Source organism: Rhodoglobus sp. G.S.4 (assembly GCF_056619605.1).
The window spans coordinates 606,665-628,811 of the sequence record NZ_CM152748.1 but is presented as its reverse complement, the minus strand read 5'-3'; the positions used below and the strand labels follow the sequence as shown (position 1 = coordinate 628,811).

General features: G+C 60.0%; 16 protein-coding genes. 8 read left to right on the top strand and 8 right to left on the bottom strand.

The window, feature by feature from the left end; genetic code table 11:
• Positions 1-18 precede the first annotated feature (18 nt).
• Together AC061P_RS03095 and AC061P_RS03090 are read left to right on the top strand one after the other, a co-directional pair.
• Entirely contained in the window at positions 19-2,331 is a 2,313-nt protein-coding gene (locus AC061P_RS03095) for a glycosyltransferase family 2 protein (RefSeq protein ID WP_480391792.1), read from the top strand.
• The gene (locus AC061P_RS03090) at positions 2,328-3,923 is read left to right on the top strand and encodes a chitinase (RefSeq protein ID WP_480391791.1); all 1,596 of its coding nucleotides are present in this window, start codon (positions 2,328-2,330) and stop codon (positions 3,921-3,923) included. Before AC061P_RS03095 ends, AC061P_RS03090 begins: the two co-directional genes overlap by 4 nt.
• Here the strand turns inward: AC061P_RS03090 and AC061P_RS03085 are convergent.
• Positions 3,920-5,593, bottom strand: coding sequence for an ABC transporter ATP-binding protein (locus tag AC061P_RS03085; RefSeq protein ID WP_480391790.1), 1,674 nt, complete (start codon positions 5,591-5,593; stop codon positions 3,920-3,922). The two genes, AC061P_RS03090 and AC061P_RS03085, sit on opposite strands and share 4 nt — an antisense overlap.
• A gap of 53 nt (positions 5,594-5,646) precedes the next feature.
• Here AC061P_RS03085 and AC061P_RS03080 point away from each other — a divergent pair, with 53 nt between their 5' ends.
• Positions 5,647-6,255 (top strand): PH domain-containing protein, encoded by a 609-nt coding sequence (locus AC061P_RS03080; RefSeq protein WP_449648249.1) that lies wholly within the window; start codon positions 5,647-5,649, stop codon positions 6,253-6,255.
• A 47-nt stretch (positions 6,256-6,302) separates the two neighbouring features.
• On the opposite strand, the gene AC061P_RS03075 is transcribed toward AC061P_RS03080, so the two are convergent.
• The 3 genes from AC061P_RS03075 to AC061P_RS03065 all read right to left on the bottom strand — a co-directional run bounded on the left by AC061P_RS03075 (position 6,303) and on the right by AC061P_RS03065 (position 10,860).
• Positions 6,303-7,421 carry an ABC transporter permease gene (locus AC061P_RS03075; RefSeq protein WP_449648250.1) on the bottom strand — a complete coding sequence of 373 codons (1,119 nt, stop codon included), beginning with the start codon at positions 7,419-7,421 and terminating at the stop codon, positions 6,303-6,305.
• 2 nt (positions 7,422-7,423) lie between these two features.
• Entirely contained in the window at positions 7,424-8,968 is a 1,545-nt protein-coding gene (locus AC061P_RS03070; protein ID WP_449648251.1) for an ABC transporter permease, read from the bottom strand.
• Between the two features lie 122 nt (positions 8,969-9,090).
• Positions 9,091-10,860, bottom strand: coding sequence for an ABC transporter family substrate-binding protein (locus AC061P_RS03065; RefSeq protein ID WP_449648252.1), 1,770 nt, complete (start codon positions 10,858-10,860; stop codon positions 9,091-9,093).
• Between the two features lie 314 nt (positions 10,861-11,174).
• Here AC061P_RS03065 and AC061P_RS03060 point away from each other — a divergent pair, with 314 nt between their 5' ends.
• From AC061P_RS03060 to AC061P_RS03040, 5 genes are all read left to right on the top strand, one after another.
• Entirely contained in the window at positions 11,175-11,750 is a 576-nt protein-coding gene (locus tag AC061P_RS03060) for an antibiotic biosynthesis monooxygenase (protein ID WP_480391789.1), read from the top strand.
• 39 nt (positions 11,751-11,789) lie between these two features.
• Complete coding sequence (gene hrpA, locus AC061P_RS03055) at positions 11,790-15,716, top strand: ATP-dependent RNA helicase HrpA (protein WP_480391788.1); 3,927 nt, start codon at positions 11,790-11,792, stop codon at positions 15,714-15,716.
• 99 nt (positions 15,717-15,815) lie between these two features.
• Positions 15,816-16,670 (top strand): HpcH/HpaI aldolase/citrate lyase family protein, encoded by an 855-nt coding sequence (locus tag AC061P_RS03050; RefSeq protein WP_449648255.1) that lies wholly within the window; start codon positions 15,816-15,818, stop codon positions 16,668-16,670.
• 53 nt (positions 16,671-16,723) lie between these two features.
• A complete protein-coding gene (locus tag AC061P_RS03045; protein WP_449648256.1) occupies positions 16,724-17,881 on the top strand; it encodes a thiolase family protein in 1,158 nt (385 codons plus the stop codon).
• Positions 17,878-18,633 (top strand): 3-hydroxyacyl-CoA dehydrogenase, encoded by a 756-nt coding sequence (locus AC061P_RS03040; protein WP_480391787.1) that lies wholly within the window; start codon positions 17,878-17,880, stop codon positions 18,631-18,633. Before AC061P_RS03045 ends, AC061P_RS03040 begins: the two co-directional genes overlap by 4 nt.
• 33 nt (positions 18,634-18,666) lie before the next feature.
• Here AC061P_RS03040 and AC061P_RS03035 read toward each other — a convergent pair whose 3' ends face one another.
• The 4 genes from AC061P_RS03035 to AC061P_RS03020 all read right to left on the bottom strand — a co-directional run bounded on the left by AC061P_RS03035 (position 18,667) and on the right by AC061P_RS03020 (position 22,111).
• On the bottom strand, positions 18,667-19,449 hold the full coding sequence (locus tag AC061P_RS03035) for an amino acid ABC transporter ATP-binding protein (protein ID WP_304612869.1): 783 nt from the start codon (positions 19,447-19,449) through the stop codon (positions 18,667-18,669).
• Positions 19,446-20,462, bottom strand: coding sequence for an amino acid ABC transporter permease (locus AC061P_RS03030; protein ID WP_480391786.1), 1,017 nt, complete (start codon positions 20,460-20,462; stop codon positions 19,446-19,448). Before AC061P_RS03030 ends, AC061P_RS03035 begins: the two co-directional genes overlap by 4 nt.
• 9 nt (positions 20,463-20,471) lie before the next feature.
• Entirely contained in the window at positions 20,472-21,362 is an 891-nt protein-coding gene (locus tag AC061P_RS03025; protein WP_449648259.1) for an ABC transporter substrate-binding protein, read from the bottom strand.
• Positions 21,363-21,583: 221 nt separating this feature from the next.
• On the bottom strand, positions 21,584-22,111 hold the full coding sequence (locus AC061P_RS03020) for a hypothetical protein (RefSeq protein WP_449648260.1): 528 nt from the start codon (positions 22,109-22,111) through the stop codon (positions 21,584-21,586).
• Positions 22,112-22,147: the final 36 nt, after the last annotated feature.

Sequence of the window (22,147 nt, the reverse complement as noted above, 5' to 3'; positions counted from 1 at the left end):
ATAGGGGATTAACCAACCATGCTTAAAGACAGTACGGTTGCGCCTGCCCGGCGCCGCCAATGGGGCTCAGAAACACGCCTCCATCCATTACCCACCGTGCACCCTGCACCCAGTGATCGCACGATCGCGCTTGCGCGTCTGGCGATTGTTGCGACGATTGTGTTCTGGCTGACGTATGTGATCTATACGATCGTTCGCCAGTTCATCAACAACGGCACCGAAAGTTTCCGGTTCACAACCGAAGCTATTTCGTACTTAATCGTTGTTACCTTCCTCACCTTCTCTGCGCTCATGTATTTGATCGCGAGACACGGTGCCTATCAACGCTTCCGGGCGCACGCTCGCGTGCCGCGCGCTGAACTCGATCGGCACTTCGCCGAGAACCAGGGCTCGATCACCGTTCTGGTTCCCAGCTACAGCGAAGAACCGGATGTCGTGCGTGCCACCCTGTGGTCGGCGTGCCTTCAGGAGTATCCGACTTTGCGTGTCGTGCTCTTGCTCGACGACCCGCCGTTTCCTTCTGACCCGGATGCTGCAGCACAGCTAGCGGAGTCTCGTTTGCTTGCCGAGAAGATTCAGGCTGAACTCGCTGAGCCCCGTGAACGCTTCGGTGACGCTCTTGCGACGTTTGAGCGTCGAGTGCAGCTGGGCCGCACGGTCGGCCTGTTCGAGCTCGAGGAGCTCGCTGAGCACTACCAGTGGGCTGCCGACTGGCTAGAGAACAAGGCTTCCAACGAACAGCGCATTGACCACGTCGATGAGTTCTTTGTCACGCAGGTTATTCAGGGCCTGGCCGGTGAGCTGCAACTGACCGCCGATGCGCTCGGCGCAGCTCACGATGAGCATATGGTTCCCCCCACCGCACGGATGCGCGAACTGTACCGTCGTCTCGCTTGGACCTTCACGGCCGACCTCTCGACCTTCGAGCGCAAGCTTTACGCTTCTGTGTCTCACGAAGCGAACAAGGCAATGAACCTCAACGCTTATATCGGCCTGATGGGTGGCAATTACCGCCCAGAGGAAACACCAACCGGCACGGTACTGCGCCGCGTGAACCACGCAGAAGCTGGCGATCTGTCGATCCCCGATTCGCAATACCTGCTAACTCTCGACGCTGACTCGCTGCTGCTGCGCGACTACTGCCTCCGACTTGTCTACTTGCTTGAGCAGGCGGACAACTCCCGGGTCGCCGTCACCCAAACGCCGTACTCCTCATTCCGCGGAGCAGGTACACGCATCGAACGACTCGCTGGCGCCACGACTGATCTGCAGCACATCCTGCATCAGGGCAAGTCGTATTACGGCGCAACCTTCTGGGTGGGGGCCAACGCCGTCATCCGCAAAGCTGCACTGGATGACATTGTCGAGACCGAGACCGAGGGCGGCTTCACGGTCAAGCGCTACGTGCAGGACCGCACCGTCATCGAAGACACCGAATCGAGCATCGACTTGGGCGCCCACGGCTGGACGCTCGTGAATTACCCAGAACGACTCAGCTACAGCGCAACCCCGCCCGACTTCGGTTCGCTTGTAGTGCAACGTCGTCGCTGGGCTAACGGTGGGCTACTCATCATGCCCAAACTGATGCGCCAAATGCGTGAGCGTCGCGCTCGCGGCGAAACTGTGCCGTGGACCGAGTTCTTCCTGCGCGTGAACTACATGACATCGATCACATGGGCGAGCTTCGGTCTCGTGTTCCTGCTGGCCTACCCCTACGACAGCAGACTCTTGAGCCCCGTGGTGCTACTCGCCGCGGTGCCGTATTTCTTGGCCATGGGCAGCGACCTTCGCTATAGCGGCTACAAGTTCTCCGACATCTTCCGCATTTATGGGTTCAACCTGATCTTGCTCCCCGTCAACCTTGCCGGAGTTCTCAAATCACTCGAGCAGGCCATCACGAGCAAGAAGATCCCATTCGCTCGCACCCCAAAGGTTCGCAACCGCACCTCAACTCCGTTGCTGTATGTGCTGGCGCCGCTCGTGATCATCACGTTCTCGGGCTTCACTTTCTGGCGCGACTTGAACGCCGGCAACTGGGGTAACGCCGCGTTCGCGGCTTTCAACCTGGTTCTCGCCGGCCTCGCCGTCGTGTCGTGCATCGGCATCTGGAACACCATCGTGGATATCTGGTTGGGTGTCACACGCCCGCTCTTTGTCGAACGAAAGCCAAAAAAGACGAAGGAAGAACCAGTGCCAGAATCGACTGAACTCGACTGGCGTTCAATCCTCTATTACGGCGACGACAGCGGAGTTCACACCAAGGTGCGAGACTCCATCGTCTTCGCTGAAATGCTGCCACCCGCTGAGGCTGAAAGCGAGGTGCGAGCATGAGCACCGCGACTCACCGACTCTCTTTCAGGCGACTCGTCATGGCGGTTGTTATCGCCATTGCTGTCGCCGCCGGTGGTCTCTTCGCCTACCAAGCGTGGGCATCCACTCAGGCGGCTCCCGCGCCAGACCCGTGGTTCGCCGCCTACGTTGACGTCACAGCCACCCCGAGTTATGAATTCGAAGCTGCGACGAAGGAGAGCGGCAAAGAGGTCATGCTTTCGTTCATCGTCGCCGCTAGCGATGAAGGTTGCACTCCAACGTGGGGCACCGCCTACACAATGGATGAGGCAGCAATCTCACTCGACCTCGACCGCCGGATTGCCCGGCTACAACAGCAGGGCGGTGACGTCGCGGTTTCGTTCGGCGGGCTCCTGAATAACGAGCTCTCCACGACGTGTACCGATCCTGCAGATCTGGTTTCCGCCTACAACTCGGTGCTCGACCGCTATGCGTCAACCACGATCGACCTCGACATCGAGGGCGAAAACCTCAGCGACACCGCTGCGGGTGAACGTCGGGCGGCGGCAATGGCCACCCTGCAAGCAGCACGGCGCTCCGCAGGCGATGATCTCGCTGTGTGGCTGACGCTTCCCGCAGCAACCTTCGGACTCACGGAAGAGGGAACCACTGCGGTCACTCAGATGCTCGATGCCGGTGTCGATCTCGCCGGAGTGAACATCATGACGATGAACTTCGGTCAGAGTATGGCCGATGGAGAGACCAGCGGTGACGCCTCCATTCGCTCGCTGCAAGAAACTCACCGTCAACTGGGCATCCTCTATGACAACGCCGGGATCGAACTGACGGATGCCACGATCTGGACAAAGCTCGGCGCGACCCCGATGGTCGGCCAGAACGATATCGAAGCCGAAGTTTTCACGATGGCCGACGCTGCAGCACTCAACGAGTTTGCTCTCGACAAGGGCACTGGTCGCATGTCGATGTGGTCGCTGAACCGCGACACTACGTGTGGGCCGAACTACGCCGACACGTCCCGCGTCTCTGACTCCTGCAGTGGTGTAGCCCAGGGTGACCTGTTCTTTGCGGATGTCTTGGCTGACGGTTTTGACGGTCACGTCGCGAGTTCTGCAAAGACCATCACCACCGAAGAGCCGTCGGATCCCAATGATTTCATCGACGATCCTGCGACTAGCCCGTACGCAATCTGGCAAGAAGACGCCAGCTACCTCGCGGGTACAAAAGTGGTCTGGCACCGCAATGTGTACCAGGCCAAGTGGTGGACGCGCGATGAGTTGCCAGACAACCCCGTGCTCAATTCGTGGGAAACACCGTGGACTCTCGTAGGGCCAGTGCTTGAGGGCGAAACCCCCGTTGAAGTTCCTACGGTTCCGAGCGGAACCTACCCTGGTTGGGATGGCACCGCTGTCTACGAAGAAGGCGACCGCGTACTGTTCAGCGGAGTGCCCTACGAAGCAAAGTGGTGGAATCAGGGCGACAGCCCCGCCGCCTTCTCTTCAGACCCCGACGGAACCCCGTGGGTTCCGCTGACGGCCGAAGAGGTCAAAGCGCTGATTTCGGGCGGCGAGACTGGCGAACCAGCCAACCTCGCCACCGCCACTACCGAAGGCTAGGAAGCGAGCCCTTCGCGTTCGCTTCTCCGGCGACGCTGTTCTTCAGGATCTGGAAGAGGAACGGCGGCAATGAGTCGCTGCGTGTAGGGGTCCTTCGGGCTGCGCAGAACCTCATCGCGCGTCCCCTGCTCCACAATTTTTCCGCGGTGCATGACAGCGATGCGGTCAGCCAGAATGTCAATCACGGCCAAGTCATGCGAAACGAAGAGGCACGCAAATCCGAGTTCCTTTTGGAGTTCTTGGAAGAGCTCAAGCACCTTTGCCTGAACCGACACATCGAGAGCCGAAGTAGGTTCGTCAGCGACCAACAATTTGGGGCTCAGCGCTAGCGCCCGAGCAATTCCCACTCGTTGGCGCTGACCACCAGATAGCTCATGCGGGTATCGGTTACGCATGTGAGCGGAGAGCTGCACGCGGTCGAGCAACATGCTCACTCGCGCTTCCTCATCTTTGCTAGTGAAGCCGCCAACGAGCCGAAGCGGCTCACCGATGCTCTCGCCGATCGGCATCCGCGGGTTGAGTGACGAACCGGGGTCCTGAAAGACGATGCCGATGTCTCGACGCACAGCGCGCAAATCGTTTTTACTGATGCCGACCATATTCGTTCCGACAATATCGAGGGTTCCCGCAACAGCGGGAAGGAGTCCGACGACGGCGCGACCGATCGTAGTCTTGCCCGAGCCAGACTCACCAACGAGGCCGAGCACTTCACCCTGGCGAATCGTGAGATTGATGTCGTCGGCAGCACGGAAGGCCGGCACCCGGCCGCGCTTCGGATACTCAATCGCGACACCCTTCATCGTGAGAACGACATCGCGGTTGTCTTTCGAGGCGGATGCTTCGCCTGCAGCCCCCAAGTGAGGAACAGCAGCCAAGAGTGCCTGAGTGTAGGGGTGCGTCGCTCCGGCGAAAAGCGACTCCGCTGTTCCCGTCTCAACAACTTCGCCATCCTTCATGACCATCACGCGGTCAGCGAGGTCGGCGACAACCCCCATGTCATGCGTGATCAGGATGATCGCGCTGTCGAGCTTGGAGCGCAAGTGGTGCAGCAACTCAAGAATCTCGGCTTGCACGGTCACGTCGAGCGCTGTCGTTGGCTCGTCAGCAATGAGCACGCGCGGGTTGCAGGAAATGGACTGCGCAATCATGGCGCGTTGACGCTGACCACCAGACAACTGATGCGGGTACGAGTCGAACGCTTTTTGCGGGTCAGGCAGCTCGACCATCGCGAGCAATTCGAGGGCACGCTTGTGAGCATCCGTCCGGATCATTCCCGGATTGTGCACTTGAAGCGCCTCAACGATTTGGAACCCAATTGTGTAGACCGGGTTGAGGGCCGTCATCGGCTCTTGGAAGATCACGGCAATGCCGGCACCACGCAATTGGCGAAGACGGTGCAGCGACGCCCCAACCATCTCTTCACCGGCAAGCTTCACGCTGCCCGAAATGCGACCATTCTCAGGAAGCAAACCGAGGAGGCCCATCGCGCTCGTGCTCTTGCCAGAACCAGATTCGCCAACAATGGCAAGCACTTCGCCACCCTGGAGGGTGTAGCTGACATTCTTTGCCGCCGTGACCCACTCCCCCTCAACCCAGAATTCGACGCCAAGGTCAGTAACCTCGATCGCGGGAGTCTTCGTTGCTGTCTCAGTCTTTGCTGTCTCAGTCATCAGGAGATTCGCCTTTCGCCCTGGATACGGTGCGCACGTGGGAACATAGTTCCGTGTCGCCAAACTTCACCCTGCACTCGCGATTCGGGCGCGTACTTTCCATCGTCGTTTTTGTCGCGTGCGCTGCCGCACTGATCGTCACGGCCGCTCAGGGCCGCTGGCTGGATGCCCTGCAAGTGCTGCCCGTCTTTGGCTTCGTTTCGCTGCTCACGTGGGCCATGTTCTGGCGCCCCGCTGTGCTCGTGACGGCGGCCGGCGTTACGCTGCGTAATGTACTGCGCACCGTCGACGTGGCGTGGCCCGAGATTCGCCGCATCGATACCAAATATGCGCTCGCGCTCGAAACGGTTCACGGCACCGTCACAGCGTGGGCTGCGCCCGCTCCCGGCCGCCACTCGGTCTTCTCGGCGGTGCGCCAGGATGGCGCGAACCTTCCGGAGTCGAGCTACTTGGCTGGCACAGTGCGACCCGGCGATCTGATCACGTCGGACTCTGGTCAAGCCGCCCACATCATCCGTACGCACTGGGAGCAGTTGCGAGACGGCGGACATTTGGATGCCGCCACGAGTGAATTCACGAAGCTGCGTGTAACGTGGCACTTCCGCACGATCGCGGCTGTCGCCGCGCTGATCGTGGCTGTGCTGCTCACCACCGTCAGCTAGCTCGTGTTCATTCGGCGACGAGTGCCGGTCGATCGACCTCATCGCCCTCATTTGTTGGAGGTCCCGTCACCGGGGCGTGCACCGGGAACGTAGCTCTTGAAGAAGCTGATGACCTGCGAACCGAAACCGTTCTGGGCCGGTACTCGCTTCTGCCGGGGGTCGAAAGCATCGCGCAGTCCGTCACCGATGAAGTTGATACACAACGCAATCACGACGATGAATAGTCCCGGCCACCAAAACAACCACGGACGAGTCTTGAATGCTTCGTTGTACTCGCTGATGATTTGGCCGAGCGAAATGTCTGGCGATTTGATGCCGAACCCCAGGAAGCTCAAAGAAGTTTCGAGCAAGATCACGGCGCTCATCAGGAGGGTCGCGCTGACCACGATCACGCCGACAGTGTTTGGCAGAATATGGCGGAAGATAATGCGGAAGTCGCTCGCACCAGCCACGCGGGCTGCATCGACAAACTCTCGTTCGCGCAGGCTCAAGAACTCGGCTCTCACGAGTCTCGCCATTCCTGTCCAGGCAATGAGGCCAAGCATGACGGCCAAAAGAATTGCGTCTCCACCGATCGTGCGGCCAAGAACAGCGCCCAACACGAGCAGCGGGATGATGATGATGACGTCGGTGAGACGCATGATGACCTGGTCGATCCACCCCCGGTAGTACCCAGCAAGGGCCCCGAAAACGACACCGATGACGGTGGAGATCACTCCAACGATGAAGACGACACTGAGTGATTGCTGCATTCCGCGCATCACGCGAGCAAAAACATCCTTACCGGTGTTGTCTTGGCCGAACGGGTGTTCGCCAATGCTGAACGGCCACAGCGTGAAGGTGGGAGCACCGCCTGGGAGCACGATGTCATAGCGTTCCCACCAGGTGGATGTCCACCAACCAGGAATACGCACGCCGTCGATAATGAGGCGCGTCGAGTTGGCGTCGGGCACGAGGGCTCCTGATCCGCCGACGACTGTACCAACCGACGTGAACGCGAGTAAGACAAGAAATAGCAACACGTACATCGAGATGACGGCGCCACGGTGCCGGAAAAACCGACGACGAACAATCGTGCCTTGGCTAAGACCGACGGTTGCGCGCTGTTCAATGCTGAGTTCTTGACCTGTCGACTGGTCGTCGACTGCCGGAGTTTTGTCGCTCATGATCAGCTCACCCGAATCCTGGGGTCAAGTGCCGAATACAACAGATCGGCAAACACGTTGAAAAGCACGGCGAGAACTCCGGTGACGAGGAAGAACCCCATCACCAGATTCACATCGGTATGCGCGAGCCCCTCGTTGAAGAGGGAGCCCATCGCCTGCCAGGCGAAGACTCTTTCGGTGATCACCGCACCACCAATCACCGCCCCGAAGTCGAGCGCGATGATTGTCGCAATGGGGATCATGGCGTTGCGGAATGCGTGGCGCATAACCACCGTCCGCTCGCCAAGGCCCTTCGCACGGGCAGTGCGTACGTAGTCCTGGTTCATAACGTCGAGCAGGCTGGCCCGCGCATACCGCGTGTAGGCCGCAAGCGAGATGATCATGAGCGCGATCGTCGGAAGCAGCATGTGGGTGAGCGAGTCCAGCAGGTTCAGCCACGTGTCATCTACTCGCCGGATAGCAGGGGTCGATGCACCGATCGTCGCGATTACGCCGTTGCTCAGCGGGATGCGCGCAACGTATTCGTCCCAGCGCAAGAACATTTGATCGAGCACGAGCGGGATGACGGTGAGACCACCAACCAGGCCGGCGGTTCGCGCGACAACCGCTTTGCCATCGCCGCCAACCACTAGCCCAACGACAATGCCGATGCCGGCCATCAGCACGGTGACCAAGAGCACCGTCCACGCCGAGTTGAGATAGAAGAAAAGGAACTGAAACGGATACCAGAGGCCGAGTGTCAGAGCGACAACAATGCCCACCGCGATAAGCGCCCGGCGGTGTTGGAATCCTGTGGACGTAAACACCACGATCGCCGCGGTCGCGAGCGTGAGCAATGCCACCCCGATGATGCCGATCGATGGTTGCACGAACCAGCGGGTCACATCAAGCACGAAAATGAGGCCGCCAACACCGATCGCGACACTGGCGAAAGAAATTGCGCGAGTGCGTAGTTCACCGCCGACCACGGACGAGGCGATGAAGCCCATGACGAGCCCGACAACGACGATCGACCACCACGGTATGACGGGATCACCCAAGAATTCGTTGAATCGGATGGCGCCGAACTCTTTGAGCAGTACTGCCACCCAGAAAATCGGGAGCGAATAGAAGACGAATGTGAGGAATGTGACGACGTAGTCGTAACCGCTGTACTGACGAAGGGCGGTGGTCATTCCGATTGCCACACCGATCACGATTGCGAGAATCGTAGCGGCGAGCACAAGTTGCAGGGTGGAGCCGAGAGCTCCGCCGATGGCATCGATGACGGGCTGTTCGCCGCGAGCGACCGAAATGCCGAGGTCACACTGCCCAATGAAGCAGGCACCGACTCCCCCGAGCCAGGAGAAGTAGCGGAGCACAGGCGGTTGATCGAGGTTGAGGAGTCCACTCAGATACTTGATCTTGTCTTGAGCGTTGGGGTCTCGACTTCCCCGAAGCTCAAGCAGCGGATCACCGGAATTCGCAGTGAGTAGATAGACAATGAACGAAGCCACAAGCAGCACAAGAATGGTGGCTACGAGGCGTCTGGTGACAAAGGTCAACACCGGTGATCCTCATTTCGGGGCAAAGCAGAGCGGAACAGAGACAGTGCCGCCGAAGCGGCAGAAAACGTGGCGCAGGTGAGCCGGGCGCATAACGCCCGGCTCACCGCTATAGCGCTACCGAGTTATTCGGCGTCAGCCGGTGCCCACTCCCAGAAGTTCCAGAAGTAGGTCGGAGACAGCGGACTCGGGTCCACGTTCGTTACTGATTTGTTCCAGACAGTGATTCCAGGGAACTGGAAGATGGTGACGCCGTAGCCGTCGCCCCATACTTCCTTCTCCACCTCAACCTGGATTTTCGTCTGGGCCGCAGGGTCCAGCTCGGTTTCCAGATCCTTCAGGAGTCCGTCAACCTTGGTGTTCGAGTAGCCACCGAAGTTGCTCGGCTGACCCGATCCGAGGTACTGATCTGAACCTGTGAGCGCGAGGCTCGTTGACTGCCACGCGAAGATAACCGCGTCGTGCGGGTTGATCGGCAGTGCTTCCTTGTCGGTGAATGCCCACTCGGGCTCGGAGTCATCAACAACCGTGAAGCCAGCGAGAGCTGCCGACTGCTGGATGAATTCGAACTCAGTACCGCGACGAACGTTGCCCTCGGGGTACCAGAACTTGACCTCGACCGGAGTGGTTACTCCAGCATCCGCCAGCAGCTTCTTGGCACCGTCGATGTCGACCTCGGCATAGTCTGCTGAACCGTTAGTCGAAGCGATTTCGTCATAACCGGGAGCGCCAGGAATCTGCAGAACAGAGTCGCGGAGTCCAGCGTTCGGGTTCAGCGGGCTGATCAGCTTGTCGAGGATCTCCTGACGCGGGATGACCTTCAGGAACGCCTGACGAACAGCCTTTGCCTTGTCTTCGTCTCCGCCGTAGGTTGCGGGGTCGAATGGACCACCATTGTTGAAGGTGAGGTCAATGTGCTCGTAAGTCGCTTCATCCGCGGTCACGTAGTCAGCGTTGTCGAGTCCCTTGACGAGCTCAAGCACGTCAGGCGTCGGCTGGCCGGCAGCAATCTGAACGTCACCGTTTTCGATGGCCTGAACCTGAGCGGTTGAGTCCTCGATCTGGCGAACGATGATGCGTTCGTACTTGGGTGAAGGGCCCCACGTGTAGAGCGGGTTTGCCTTCAGCGCGACGTACTCGTTCTCGACCAGTTCGTCGAGAACATAGGCACCGCTCGACAGCGCAACGAGTTCGTTGTCTGGTGTGCTTGCTGCCTGGTATTCGTCGTTCCACGCCTTGGCTACCGGGGTAAGCCACTCAACGTCGTCGTTCTGAACTGCCTCGACGAACATCGACTTAGCTTCTTCAGGGTCGGTGATGTCTGGGTATGCAAGCTCAACTACACCGTGGGCTGCAACGCCGAGGTCGAACTGGATCTCCCAGTCAACGTAAGCCTTGTCGTACACAATCGTGATGCTCTTGTCGTCAATCTCCGGCATGGTCGACGCGAGGTCGCCACGGGGGTTTGCGTGAGTGAAGAGAGGCGCGCCTTCTGCGTCTTCTACTCCAGCGAAGATCGTGGTCCACGCGAGCAGAAGGTCAGCGGAGTCGATCGGAGTTCCGTCAGACCACGTCACGTTGTCGTTGATCGTGTACTTGACGGTGAGCGGGTCGTCGCTCGTCTTCTCGAACGTACCGAAGTCTGTGTTACGTACAAGAGCGGGGTCGCTGTTGTAGTACAAGAACGTCGAGTTCATCATGTACAGCACGACCGCGTTTGCGGTGTTGTTTCCTGCTGCACTGCTTCCGTTGAAGTTATCAATCAGGTCATTCCACGCCACCGTGATCTCGGTGTCTGCAATTACTTCTGATTCGTACGGCGGAGTACACCCGGTCAGGGCAAGTGCTCCAGCCGCGAGGACAGCTATGGCAGCTGCGACGCGCTTGTTCTTCATCTTTCCTCCAGTAGAAAGGTGGCCGAAGGGATGGCGTAGACCAATCCCATGGCCGCCATTACACCGCAAACCTGAACGTTGGGGCAATAGAAACTGACGATTCGCACAATTCGCAACAAGAACGACACAATCCTGCGTCGATTAACTGTGTCTACCCCACAGAGAGGGTGGTGCACGGATGAGCACGGGCTTCGTAACAACCTGACACTGCGCGGACCAGCGCTGCGGGCATCCGACCTATACTGGCCGGAGCGAAGCCCACACCGGCTGTCACTGTTGTCGCTGGTCAACAGAGAAGGAGTGCGCTGAGACGCATGAGCACCAGCCCCATCACAATTTCCATTGAACGCACCGTCGATCCCGCCCGGATCGCCGAAGCCACCGCCTGGATGCAAACCGGAATCAATCTGGCCACCAGCTACCCCGGCTTCCTCGGCTCCGGTTGGGTGCGCGCCGGCACCGACAGCACCACCTGGCACATGCTGTACCGATTCGCGGATGACGCAGCACTGCTGCACTGGGAACAATCCCCCGAACGTGCGTGGTGGTTGCAAAGCGGAAGCGGATTCGTGCACGACCAACGAACAGAACGCCGCACCGGCATCGAAGGCTGGTTTGACGAACCAACCGAAGTGACCGTTGAGCACGCCGGGCCATCCGCCGCCACAGTACCACCCCGCTGGAAACAAGCCGTGACCATTTGGCTCGGCTTCTTTCCCCTCAACCTCGCGTTCACCTACCTCGTGACGCTGCTCGTGCCCGGCTGGGATACGCTGCCGATTCTGGCACGCGTGCTGCTCACGACACTCTGCCTCACCCCGATCATGACCTACGTGCTGCTACCAGGAGTGACCCGGATGCTGCGACGCTGGCTTCTGCCGACACGGTAGCGGATCACGCCGCAGTCACAGCGCGTAAGCTGAAGGGCTATGTCCGCCTCCGAAGTTCACTCCGCCAGCACCGCAACGCTGCTGCCTGCCGGGGTAGCGATCACGTTCCCACCTGAGCTGCCCGTCAGCCAGCGCCGGGACGACATTGCGAAGGCAATCCGCGAGAACCAAGTCGTGATCATTGCCGGAGCAACCGGTAGCGGAAAGACCACCCAGCTGCCCAAGATTCTGCTCGAACTGGGCAAGACATCCATTGGGCACACGCAGCCCAGACGGATTGCCGCCCGCACCGTCGCCGAGCGCATCGCCGAAGAACTCGGCACCGAGCTCGGCGATCTCGTGGGTTACCAAGTGCGCTTCACCGATCGCGTCGGCAAAAACACGCGCGTGAAGCTCATGACCGACGGCATTTTGCTCAACGAAATTCACCGCGACCGCGACCTCAAAAAGTACGACGCGATCATCATCGACGAAGCCCACGAACGCAGCCTCACAGTCGACTTCTTGCTCGGCTATCTCAAGCAGCTTCGCGCCCGCCGCCCCGATCTCAGCATCATCATCACGAGTGCAACAATCGACCCCGAAAGCTTCTCCAAACACTTCGACGGTGCCCCGATCATTGAAGTCTCTGGTCGCACCTTCCCCGTCGAAATTCGGTACCGCCCCCTCGTCGCTGAAGAGAACGTTGGTGACGACCTCGAATCAGAGGATGCCGAAGAAGCTGCCGCAAACCGTGCCGACCGCGACTACCTCGAAGGCATCAACGATGCCCTCGACGAACTCTCCCGCGAGAGCGACGGCGACGTGCTCGTGTTCCTCTCGGGCGAAACCGAAATTCGGGATGCCGAAGAAGCGATCCGCGGACGCATCAGCGCCGGCAAGCTCTCCGAGGGCACCGAAGTGCTTCCCCTCTACGGTCGGCTGAGCTCCGCCGAGCAGCACCGCGTCTTCGAGTCGCGCCGCACCCCAGGCACGCGACGCCGCATCGTGCTCGCCACCAACGTTGCCGAAACCAGCCTGACCGTGCCGGGCATCCGCTACGTCATTGATGCGGGAACGGCCCGCATTAGTCGATACAGTACGCGCGCCAAGATTCAGCGCCTCCCGATCGAGGCCATTAGCCAGGCCAGCGCCAACCAACGCTCCGGGCGTTCGGGTCGAACGAGTGACGGAATCGCGATCCGCCTCTACTCCGAAGAAGACTTCAACTCGCGCCCCGAGTTCATGGAACCCGAGATTTTGCGCACCAACCTCGCGGCGGTCATCCTGCAGATGATCTCGCTTGGTCTGGGCAATATCGCCGAGTTCCCGTTCCTTCAGCCACCAGATTCTCGCGGCATCAAAGACGGGCTCGACCTGCTCACCGAACTGGGTGCCGTCGAAAACGCGATGGTGGGGCAGACGAAAGCCGGAAGTAAATCCGGTGCCACAAAAGATGCCACCCCGCGCATCACCCGCATCGGCAAACAACTCAGCCAACTGCCGATCGACCCCCGGCTCGCCCGAATGGTGCTCGAGTCGAAGCAGCACAGCACCACGCGCGAAGTCATGGCGATCGTCGCTGGGCTCAGCATTCAAGATCCCCGAGAACGCCCTCTCGATAAGCGACCCCAAGCCGACCAACAGCACGCGCGCTTCATCGACCCCACAAGCGACTTTCTCACCATGCTCAACCTCTGGAACTACCTCGAAGAGAAACAAAAAGAACTCTCGGGCAATCAGTTCCGCCGGATGTGCAAGAACGAGTACCTCAACTATTTGCGCGTGCGCGAATGGCACGACGTGTACCGCCAGTTGAGCCGGATGGCCAAGCCGCTTGGACTGGTTATTGGCGACGCGCACTCGAACCCCGACGGCATCCATCGCTCACTACTGGCCGGCTTGCTTAGCCACATTGGCCTCAAGGATGTCGCGAAGCGCGACTATATTGGCGCCCGTCAAACCCGCTTCGTCATCTTCCCCGGCTCGGCTCTGGCCAAGAAGCAGCCCAACGCGATAATGAGCGCCGAGCTCGTGGAAACGAGCAGGCTCTTCGCGCGCATGAATGCGTCGATCGATCCGGTGTGGGCGGAGAAGCTCGCGGGCGATCTTGTGAAGCGCAGCTATTCGGAACCGCACTGGGAGAAGAAGCAGGGTGCAGCCGTCGCGTTCGAGCGCGTGACGCTCTATGGCGTCACGCTGGCCGCCCGCCGCCGCATCCAGTTCTCCCGGGTAGATCTTCCTGCCGCCCGCGAACTCTTCATTCGCCACGCCCTCGTCGAGGGCGAAGACGACCTGACAAAGCGCGACAAGCGCGTGTGGGGCTTCGATGCCTCGAACCGTGCCCTGCGCCGTGACCTCGAACAGCTCGAAGAGCGCAGCCGTCGCCGAGACATCCTTCACGATGACGAAACTATTTTTGAGTTCTACGACAAGCGTGTGCCCGCCACCGTCGCGTCCGTGCGTGACTTCGAGGGCTGGTGGAAGAAAGCTCGTCACGACTCCCCCGACTTGCTCACACTCACCACCAACGATCTCCTTGAGAATGCGGATGACGCCGAAGTCGATGACGCCGCGTTCCCGACGACATGGGTTCGTGGCGACCAGACGCTGAGCCTCACCTACCGCTTTGAGCCAGGAACTGACGACGACGGTGTGACTATTGCCGTTCCGTTGCCACTCCTCGCTGGCCTTCGCCCCGACGGCTTCGACTGGCAAGTGCCTGGGCTGCGCGACGACCTCGTCACCGCGCTCATCAAATCGCTGCCGAAACCCATCCGCCGTAACGTTGTTCCGGCCGCCGACTGGGCCCGCCGCCTGCTCGAAACTGCCCCCGACGATCCAGCAACCGCCGCGTTTGAGGGCGGACCATCGCTGACCGAATTCTTGGCGAAAGAAATCGCGCGGCTCACGTATGCCACCGTGTCGACCTCCGACTTCGATCTCGATCGCGTACCCGCGCACCTCCGTGTCACTTTTGCGGTTATCGACGAGAACGGCAAAAAGGTCGGCGCGAACAAATCGTTGCGCAGCCTGCAGGCAAGCCTCAAACCGGTTGCCCGCGAAAGCGTCGCGCGTGCGGTCCAAGGTGCTACGCGCGGCTCCGCTGAACCCCACACCAACACCAACACCCTCGAACGTTCCGGGATTACGAGTTGGGACTTTGGCGAACTTGACCGCTCCCGCGACACCAAGCACGGCGGCAACACCATTCGCGCCTACCCCGCGCTAGTGGACGACGGCGACTCAGTATCCATTCGCCTCATGTCGACCCCCTACGATCAGGCCATCGCCCACCAGAGCGGTGTGCGTCGCCTCCTGTTGCTGGCGATTCCCTCGCCGCTCGGCTATATCAACGAACATCTCACGGGCACCGAAAAACTCGTACTCGCCCAGAGCCCGTATCGGTCAACGAATGCCCTCTTCGACGATTGCTTGCGCGCCTGCGTTGACTCCGTCATGGGCGACCGCGAAGTCTTTTCACAGACCGAGTTCGAGGCGCTGCGCAATGAAATTTCGGCAGGGCTGGTCGACTCGCTCTTTGCGACCGTCTCGCTCGTGGCATCCATTGTTTCGGGAGTTCGGCTCGCCGACAAGGCGATACGTGCCGCAACAAGCATGCACTTGCTGACCCCTCTCGGCGATGCACGCGAACAGCTCGATGCCTTGGTCTACCCCGGCTTCGTTTCCGCGACAGGGCTCACGCAGCTGCGCCGCCTGCCGGTGTACCTCAAGGGCATCGAACATCGTGTGACAAAGCTCACCGAGAACCCCGGCAAAGACCGCGGGTGGATGTCAGAAGTCGAACTCGCGACCCGTCGCTATAAGGATGCCGGTGGCACACTGCCGCTGGAGCAGTATCCCGAACCACAGATCGCGCGCGCTCGGTGGATGCTCGAAGAGTTGCGCTTGAGCCTCTTCGCCCAACACTTGGGCACCGCCGAATCGGTGAGCGTGCAACGAATCGCCAAAGTACTCGCTTCGTAGCGCCCGAGTATTCGACGGCACACAGCCATCACCGGGTACCCTTGAGGCTGCGAGTGGCACGAGAACGTCGCCTCTCTAATGAAAGAAAGCAGCTGACGCGTGTCTGAAAGCACCAACGATCACCCGACCACCCACGATGTTTCCGCCGAGATTGCTCGGTCGTGGCTTCTGGTCGCAGCAACTCGTCCCGAAGAATTTGATCGCGCTGAGCAGTCTCGCGCCGACCAAATCATTCTCGATGTCGAAGACGCTGTTGACCCGCGCCTCAAGTCGTCAGCTCGTGACTCGGTCGTCGAGTGGCTGAGCAATGGTGGCAGTGGTTGGGTCCGCATCAATGACCGCACTTCTGACTTCTGGTCAGACGATGTGGATGCTCTCGCCGGACTTCCAGGCCTGCGCGGCGTCATGCTCGCCAAGGCTGAGGCAGCAGCTCACGTCTCAGAAACTTTTGACCGTCTCAAGGGAGTCACACCGGTGATCGCCCTCGTCGAGTCTGCACTCGGCATTGAAGAAGCAGCATCGATTGCTCGCGCCCGTGGCGCCTATCGTCTAGCGTTCGGCAGTGGCGACTATCGCCGCGACACCGGCACGAGCTCCGACGACCTTGCGATGGCCTACCCACGCTCGCGTCTCGTCATTGCGAGCCGCGTCGGCAACCTGCCCGGCCCGATCGACGGCCCGACCGTCGGCACTAACCACCCGGTGCTGCGCGAACAGGGCAGCATGGCTGTTGCCCTCGGCATGACGGGCAAGCTCTGCCTCGACCTCGAGCAATTGCCCATCATCAACGAAGTCATCAGCCCCACTCGCTCAGATGTGGCGTGGGCTCGCGAATTCTTGGAAGACTTCGAGGCTCGTGGCCGCGTCATCCGTGATGGCAGTGACCTGCCCCGCCTGGGTCGAGCTCAAAAGATCGACAAGCTCGCTCGCGCCTTCGGTGTTGAACCCGCCTAAACGGGGCTCTCATTAGGCTCGCATGATGGCGAGCCCACGATTAGTGTTGAGGCATGACAACGGCAGTCATCGTTGATGCGATTCGCACGCCTTCGGGCCGAGGCAAACCCGGCGGAGCCCTCTCTCAAGAGAACCCCATCGATCTCCTCGCAACGGTGCTGAACGGGCTACTCAGCCGCCACGATCTCGACCCGGCAATTATCGATGATGTGATGGGCGGCTGTGTGACGCAGTCGGGCCAACAGGCCGTGAATGTGACCCGCAACGCTGTTCTCGCTGCTGGATTTCCGGAGACAGTTCCGGCAACCACGATCGACCGCCAGTGCGGGTCCAGCCAGCAAGCCGCACACTTCGCTGCCCAATCGGTGATGGCCGGGATCAACGATGTTGTGATTGCCTGCGGTGTTGAACTGATGAGTTCACACCCCATCGGTCAGGCAACACTTAGTCAGAGCACGATGAGTCCGCTACTGCGCGCACGGTACCCTGACGGCCTCGTCAATCAGGGAATCTCCGCCGAACTGATCGCCGCACGCTGGGGCCTTGATCGTGACGACCTCGACCTCTTCGCCGCTGACTCGCACTCCCGCGCTTCGCTTGCGGATTTCAGCAGTGAAATTCTTCCGATCGGAGATTTAGCACGCGACGAAACTGTGCGGCCCGGTACTACCGCTGACACGCTCTCCGGCCTCTCCCCTGCGTTCTACGACGCCGCGATCGCGGCACGCTTTCCCGAAATCCAGTGGCGGGTAACGGCAGGCAATTCCTCGCCACTCACCGATGGTGCCTCCGCTGTGCTCATCATGAGCGAAGAACGAGCAGCCGCGTTCGGCCTGAAGCCTCGAGCCCGTTTCCATTCCTTCGCGGTGGTCGGCTCCGACCCCATCGAGATGCTCACCGGGATCATTCCGGCGACCCATCGCGTGTTAGAGCGCAGCGGCATCCGTCTCGATCAACTCGACAGCATTGAGGTCAACGAAGCGTTCGCCTCAGTGCCCCTCGCCTGGCTTAGAGAATTTGCCGTTGACCCCGCGATCGTAAACCCCCGGGGTGGCGCGATTGCCCTGGGCCACGCCCTCGGGTCCTCGGGCACACGCCTCCTCAGTACCCTCGTCAATCATCTCGACCACACCGGCGGCCGCTACGGACTCCACGTCATGTGCGAAGGCGGCGGCATGGCAAACGCCACCATTATTGAAAGGCTTGCATGAAAATTCAGGATGCCGCAGCACTCATTACCGGTGGTGCGAGTGGACTCGGGCTCGCCACCGCTCGCGCTCTCGCCGCCCAAGGTGCCCACGTCACCATCGCCGACCTTCGCAGCTCCCGTGGAGTCGAGATTGCCGCCGAGAATGACTTCCGGTTTGCGCCAACCGATGTGCGCTCGGAGGCCGACGTCCAAGCCGCGGTCGCCCTTGCGAGTTCGACGGGACCGCTGCGCATTGTCGTGAACTGTGCCGGCGTCGCGACACCGGGCAAGACTCTCGGCCGCAATGGGGTGCTCCCGCTAGAAACGTTCGAGATGGTGATCGGCATCAACCTCACGGGCACCTTCAACGTCATCCGTTTGGCGGCAGCCGCGATGGTCGAAACCGACCCGGTTGACGGCGAGCGTGGAGTGATCGTGAATACGGCATCCGTCGCTGCGTTTGATGGGCAGATTGGACAACCAGCCTATGCAGCATCGAAGGCCGGAGTTGCCGGCATGACTCTTCCCCTCGCCCGCGAGTTTGCGTCATCGTTTGTGCGCGTCATGACCATCGCCCCGGGCATCTTTGAGACACCGATGATGGCTGGGCTGCCGCAAGAGGCGCAAGATTCGCTCGGCGCTCAAGTGCCGCATCCGTCGCGCCTGGGGCGCCCCGACGAATATGCCGCACTCGTGCAGCACATCGTCGAAAACCCGATGCTCAATGGCGAAGTGATTCGCCTTGATGGTGCGATCCGGATGCAACCGCGCTAGCGGCGACACCCGGATCGACTAACGGCTACAGCGCTAGAGAACCTTTGAGAGGAACGCTTTCGTGCGTTGGTGCTGGGGGTTGCCGAGCACTTCGTCGGGGTCACCCGACTCCACCACAACGCCGCCGTCCATGAAGACGAGCTGATCAGCGACTTCGCGCGCGAACCCCATCTCGTGCGTGACAACAATCATGGTCATTCCGGAATCGGCGAGACCCTTCATGACATCGAGCACCTCACCGACCAGTTCGGGGTCGAGTGCGGAGGTCGGCTCATCGAACAGCATGAGCTTGGGCTCCATAGCGAGAGCGCGGGCGATAGCCACTCTCTGCTGCTGGCCACCGGAGAGGTGGGCCGGATAGGCATCCTCTTTCTCCGCAAGACCAACCTGAGCCAGCAGTTCTCTGCCGTGCGCGATTGCGGCTTCTTTCTTCACCTTGTTGACGCGGATGGGCGCCTCAATGATGTTTTCGAGGGCTGTCATATGCGGAAACAGATTGAACCGCTGAAACACCATGCCGATATCGCGGCGCTGACGGGCCGCTTCGCGGGGCTTGAGCTCATAGAGCTTGTCGCCGCGCTCTTCGTATCCGACCAGAACGCCATCGACACTGAGTCGGCCAGCATCGACGCGCTCAAGGTGGTTGATGCAGCGCAAAAATGTCGACTTGCCCGATCCGCTTGGCCCGACAAGGCACATAACTTCGCCCTGCGGAACTGACAGCGAGATGCTCTTCAGCACCTCGTTAGAGCCGAAACTCTTCGACACACGGTCGGCGTGCACCATAGGCACGTCGCTTACGGCTGCGTTCGTCATTGGTGCTCCTTTCCTGTCGGATCGGTACTGGAATCGTCCGTGTCGGATGCTGCACCAGGGGTCTCGATGACTCCGGTCTTGAGCGTGATCACTCCGGTCTCGGTCCCCGCTTTTTCGGGGCGTGCTTGGCCGACTCCGCGCGAGAAACGCTTCTCCAAGAAGTACTGGCCCACCATCAGGATCGAGGTGAACAGCAGGTACCAGGCCGAGGCTACGAGCAATAGCGGGATCGGATCAAAGATCACTACGGAGATGTCGCGCGAGCGTCCGTAGAGTTCCAAACTGAACGGAATAGCGGTGACCAGTGAGGTGGTCTTCAGCATCGAAATTACTTCGTTGCCGGTCGGAGGGATGATGATGCGCATGGCCTGCGGGATGACGACGCGCGTCATCGTCTGTAGCCACGACATTCCGAGGGCAGTTGCTGCCTCGTCTTGTCCCTTATCGACCGAAAGGATTCCGGCACGCACGATCTCGGCCATATAGGCGGACTCATTGAGCGCGAGCCCAATCACGGCAAGCCAGAACACGCTGATGAGATCGTTGGTTTCCACCGAGAGCCACGGCTCGGTGAAGGGGATGCCCACGTCGATCGTTGAGTAGATCGTCGCGAAGAGACCCCAGAACACGAGTTGCACGTAGACAGGAGTTCCGCGGAATACCCAGAGGTACAACCACGCAATGCCCTTAACAACAGGGTTGTCCGAGAGTCGCATAACCGCGAGGGTGACGCCCAAAATGATCGCGATGATCATCGAGTACACCGTTAGCAGGATCGTGTAGCCGGCGGCCTGCGAGATTCTCTTGTCGAAAATGTATTTGCCGAAGTTCTCCCAGCCATACGCTTCGCGCTGCGAAGCATCAACGATAAAGAGAACCAGCATGGCAACGAGGATGACCGCAACAACATTGCGCCACGGGTGGCGAAGGCGAATCGCTTTGATCGCCTCTGCTTGGTCAGCGCCGTTCGGCGACACGCTTACGGGTGTCGCCGAACGGCCAGAATCTGACACAGCCAATACCTAGCTGGTGGTTGCCGCGTTGATGGTGATCGACGAGACAGCACCGCTGAAGACGCCCCAGTCTTCGAGGATCGTCTTGTAGGTTCCGTCGTCGATCATCGACTGGAGTGCAGCCTGGAGTGCTGCAGAGAGTTCTGAATCCTTCTGCACGGCGATGCCGTACGGTGCGGTATCAAAGGAGTCGCCCGCGAGTTCGATCTTGTCTTCGACCTGGCTCACTGCGTACTGCGTGATGGGCGAGTCGGCGCTCATTGCGTCTGCACGGCCCAAAGCGAGAGCGTTGGTCGCTTCGTCTTGCGTGTCGAACTTGAGGATGTCGATGGGCTCTTTGCCAGCATCCGTGCACTCTTGCGACTTTGCGGGAAGCTCATCGGTCTCTTCGTAAGTCGCAGTCTGCACAGCTACCGTGAGGCCACAGGCGTTAGCGGGATCAACGTCTACACCGATCAACTGTGCCCACTGGATGCCGGCTTCGTAGTAGTTGACGAAGTCGACGACCTTCTCGCGCTCTTCGTTGTCGGTGAACGAGGAAAGCCCGATGTCATAGCTGCCGCCCGTGACGCTGGGGATGATCTTGTCGAAGCTCGATGGCTGGTATTGGGTCTCGAGACCGAGCTTGGCCGCCATGGCGTTGCCGAGGTCAACTTCCCACCCGATGGGGTTACCGGCGTCGTCTTTGTACTCGTTGGGGGCGTAGGTCGGGTCGATACCGATGACGAGAACGCCGGCGTCTTTGATGTCGGCCGGGAGCAGAGCAATGGCAGCAGCATCAGTGCCAACGTCAAGGTTGCCCCCACCCGTATCGGTGCTTGGTGTGCTGTTGTCAACACAACCCGACAGCATCAGGGCCGTAGCAACGACCAATACTGGCAGCGCGAAATTGATTCTCATGGTCCAACCTTCTCTTTATCCAAGTGAATGTGGTCGCCGTTGACGAGGCTGGAATCCCGCAGGACGCACCTCGTTGAAACGTCGACCTAGGCAGCCTACCTTCGGGTGCACGCAATTTTTCGCCCACCCGCGCCGCGTGACTGCGAGGCTGCGATCAATGTGACGGATATGTGCTGCACACGTCGAAATGCTGCTTTTGGTCCACTTTACGCCGGTGTGGGCTAGTACTCGCCCTGCGCCGCAGCCTCAAGTTCAGCAAAGTTAATGGTTCGCAACTCACGAAGCCGACGCTTGCGTTGAGCGTCATAGGAGGGGTCTTCCATCGGCAAGTAGGCAACGCGAAGTTTGGCAATGATTGCGGTGCCGATTTCGCTCCAGGCAAGCTCCCGCGCTTCATCGATGATGCTCGAAATCAGTTCGCCATCCATGGATGCTTGGCGCAGTCCTTCAGCGAGCCCCGTTTGAACCGCGCGGTTACGGTCAGAGTGCGATCCTCGGAGGAGGTGCTCTGCTTGCTCAGCAAGCTGGTCGAACTCGACGTGAACCAGACCGGCCAATGCGCCGTCATCGTAATCAAGGTGGTCTCGTGCGGCATCCACAATGATTCGGTTTTTTACCGCCATGCGCACAGCATTGCGGGCGATCAGCACACCCTCTTCGACGACCCTCTCGATCGGGGCCTCTTCGACGGGCTCGGGCGCCCTAAATTTGCCCAAGTTAAGGCGCGGGCGCCGCCGAATAAATCTCACAGTGCAATTGTTCCGGTTTTGATTGATGAACGGTAT

Coding starts and splice junctions, on each gene's coding strand:
- AC061P_RS03095 (WP_480391792.1), top strand. CDS start 19: ATGCTTAAAGACAGTACGGTTGCGCCTGCCCGGCGCCGCCAATGGGGC.
- AC061P_RS03090 (WP_480391791.1), top strand. CDS start 2,328: ATGAGCACCGCGACTCACCGACTCTCTTTCAGGCGACTCGTCATGGCG.
- AC061P_RS03085 (WP_480391790.1), bottom strand. CDS start 5,593: ATGACTGAGACAGCAAAGACTGAGACAGCAACGAAGACTCCCGCGATC.
- AC061P_RS03075 (WP_449648250.1), bottom strand. CDS start 7,421: ATGAGCGACAAAACTCCGGCAGTCGACGACCAGTCGACAGGTCAAGAA.
- AC061P_RS03065 (WP_449648252.1), bottom strand. CDS start 10,860: ATGAAGAACAAGCGCGTCGCAGCTGCCATAGCTGTCCTCGCGGCTGGA.
- AC061P_RS03060 (WP_480391789.1), top strand. CDS start 11,175: ATGAGCACCAGCCCCATCACAATTTCCATTGAACGCACCGTCGATCCC.
- hrpA (WP_480391788.1), top strand. CDS start 11,790: ATGTCCGCCTCCGAAGTTCACTCCGCCAGCACCGCAACGCTGCTGCCT.
- AC061P_RS03045 (WP_449648256.1), top strand. CDS start 16,724: ATGACAACGGCAGTCATCGTTGATGCGATTCGCACGCCTTCGGGCCGA.
- AC061P_RS03040 (WP_480391787.1), top strand. CDS start 17,878: ATGAAAATTCAGGATGCCGCAGCACTCATTACCGGTGGTGCGAGTGGA.
- AC061P_RS03035 (WP_304612869.1), bottom strand. CDS start 19,449: ATGACGAACGCAGCCGTAAGCGACGTGCCTATGGTGCACGCCGACCGT.
- AC061P_RS03025 (WP_449648259.1), bottom strand. CDS start 21,362: ATGAGAATCAATTTCGCGCTGCCAGTATTGGTCGTTGCTACGGCCCTG.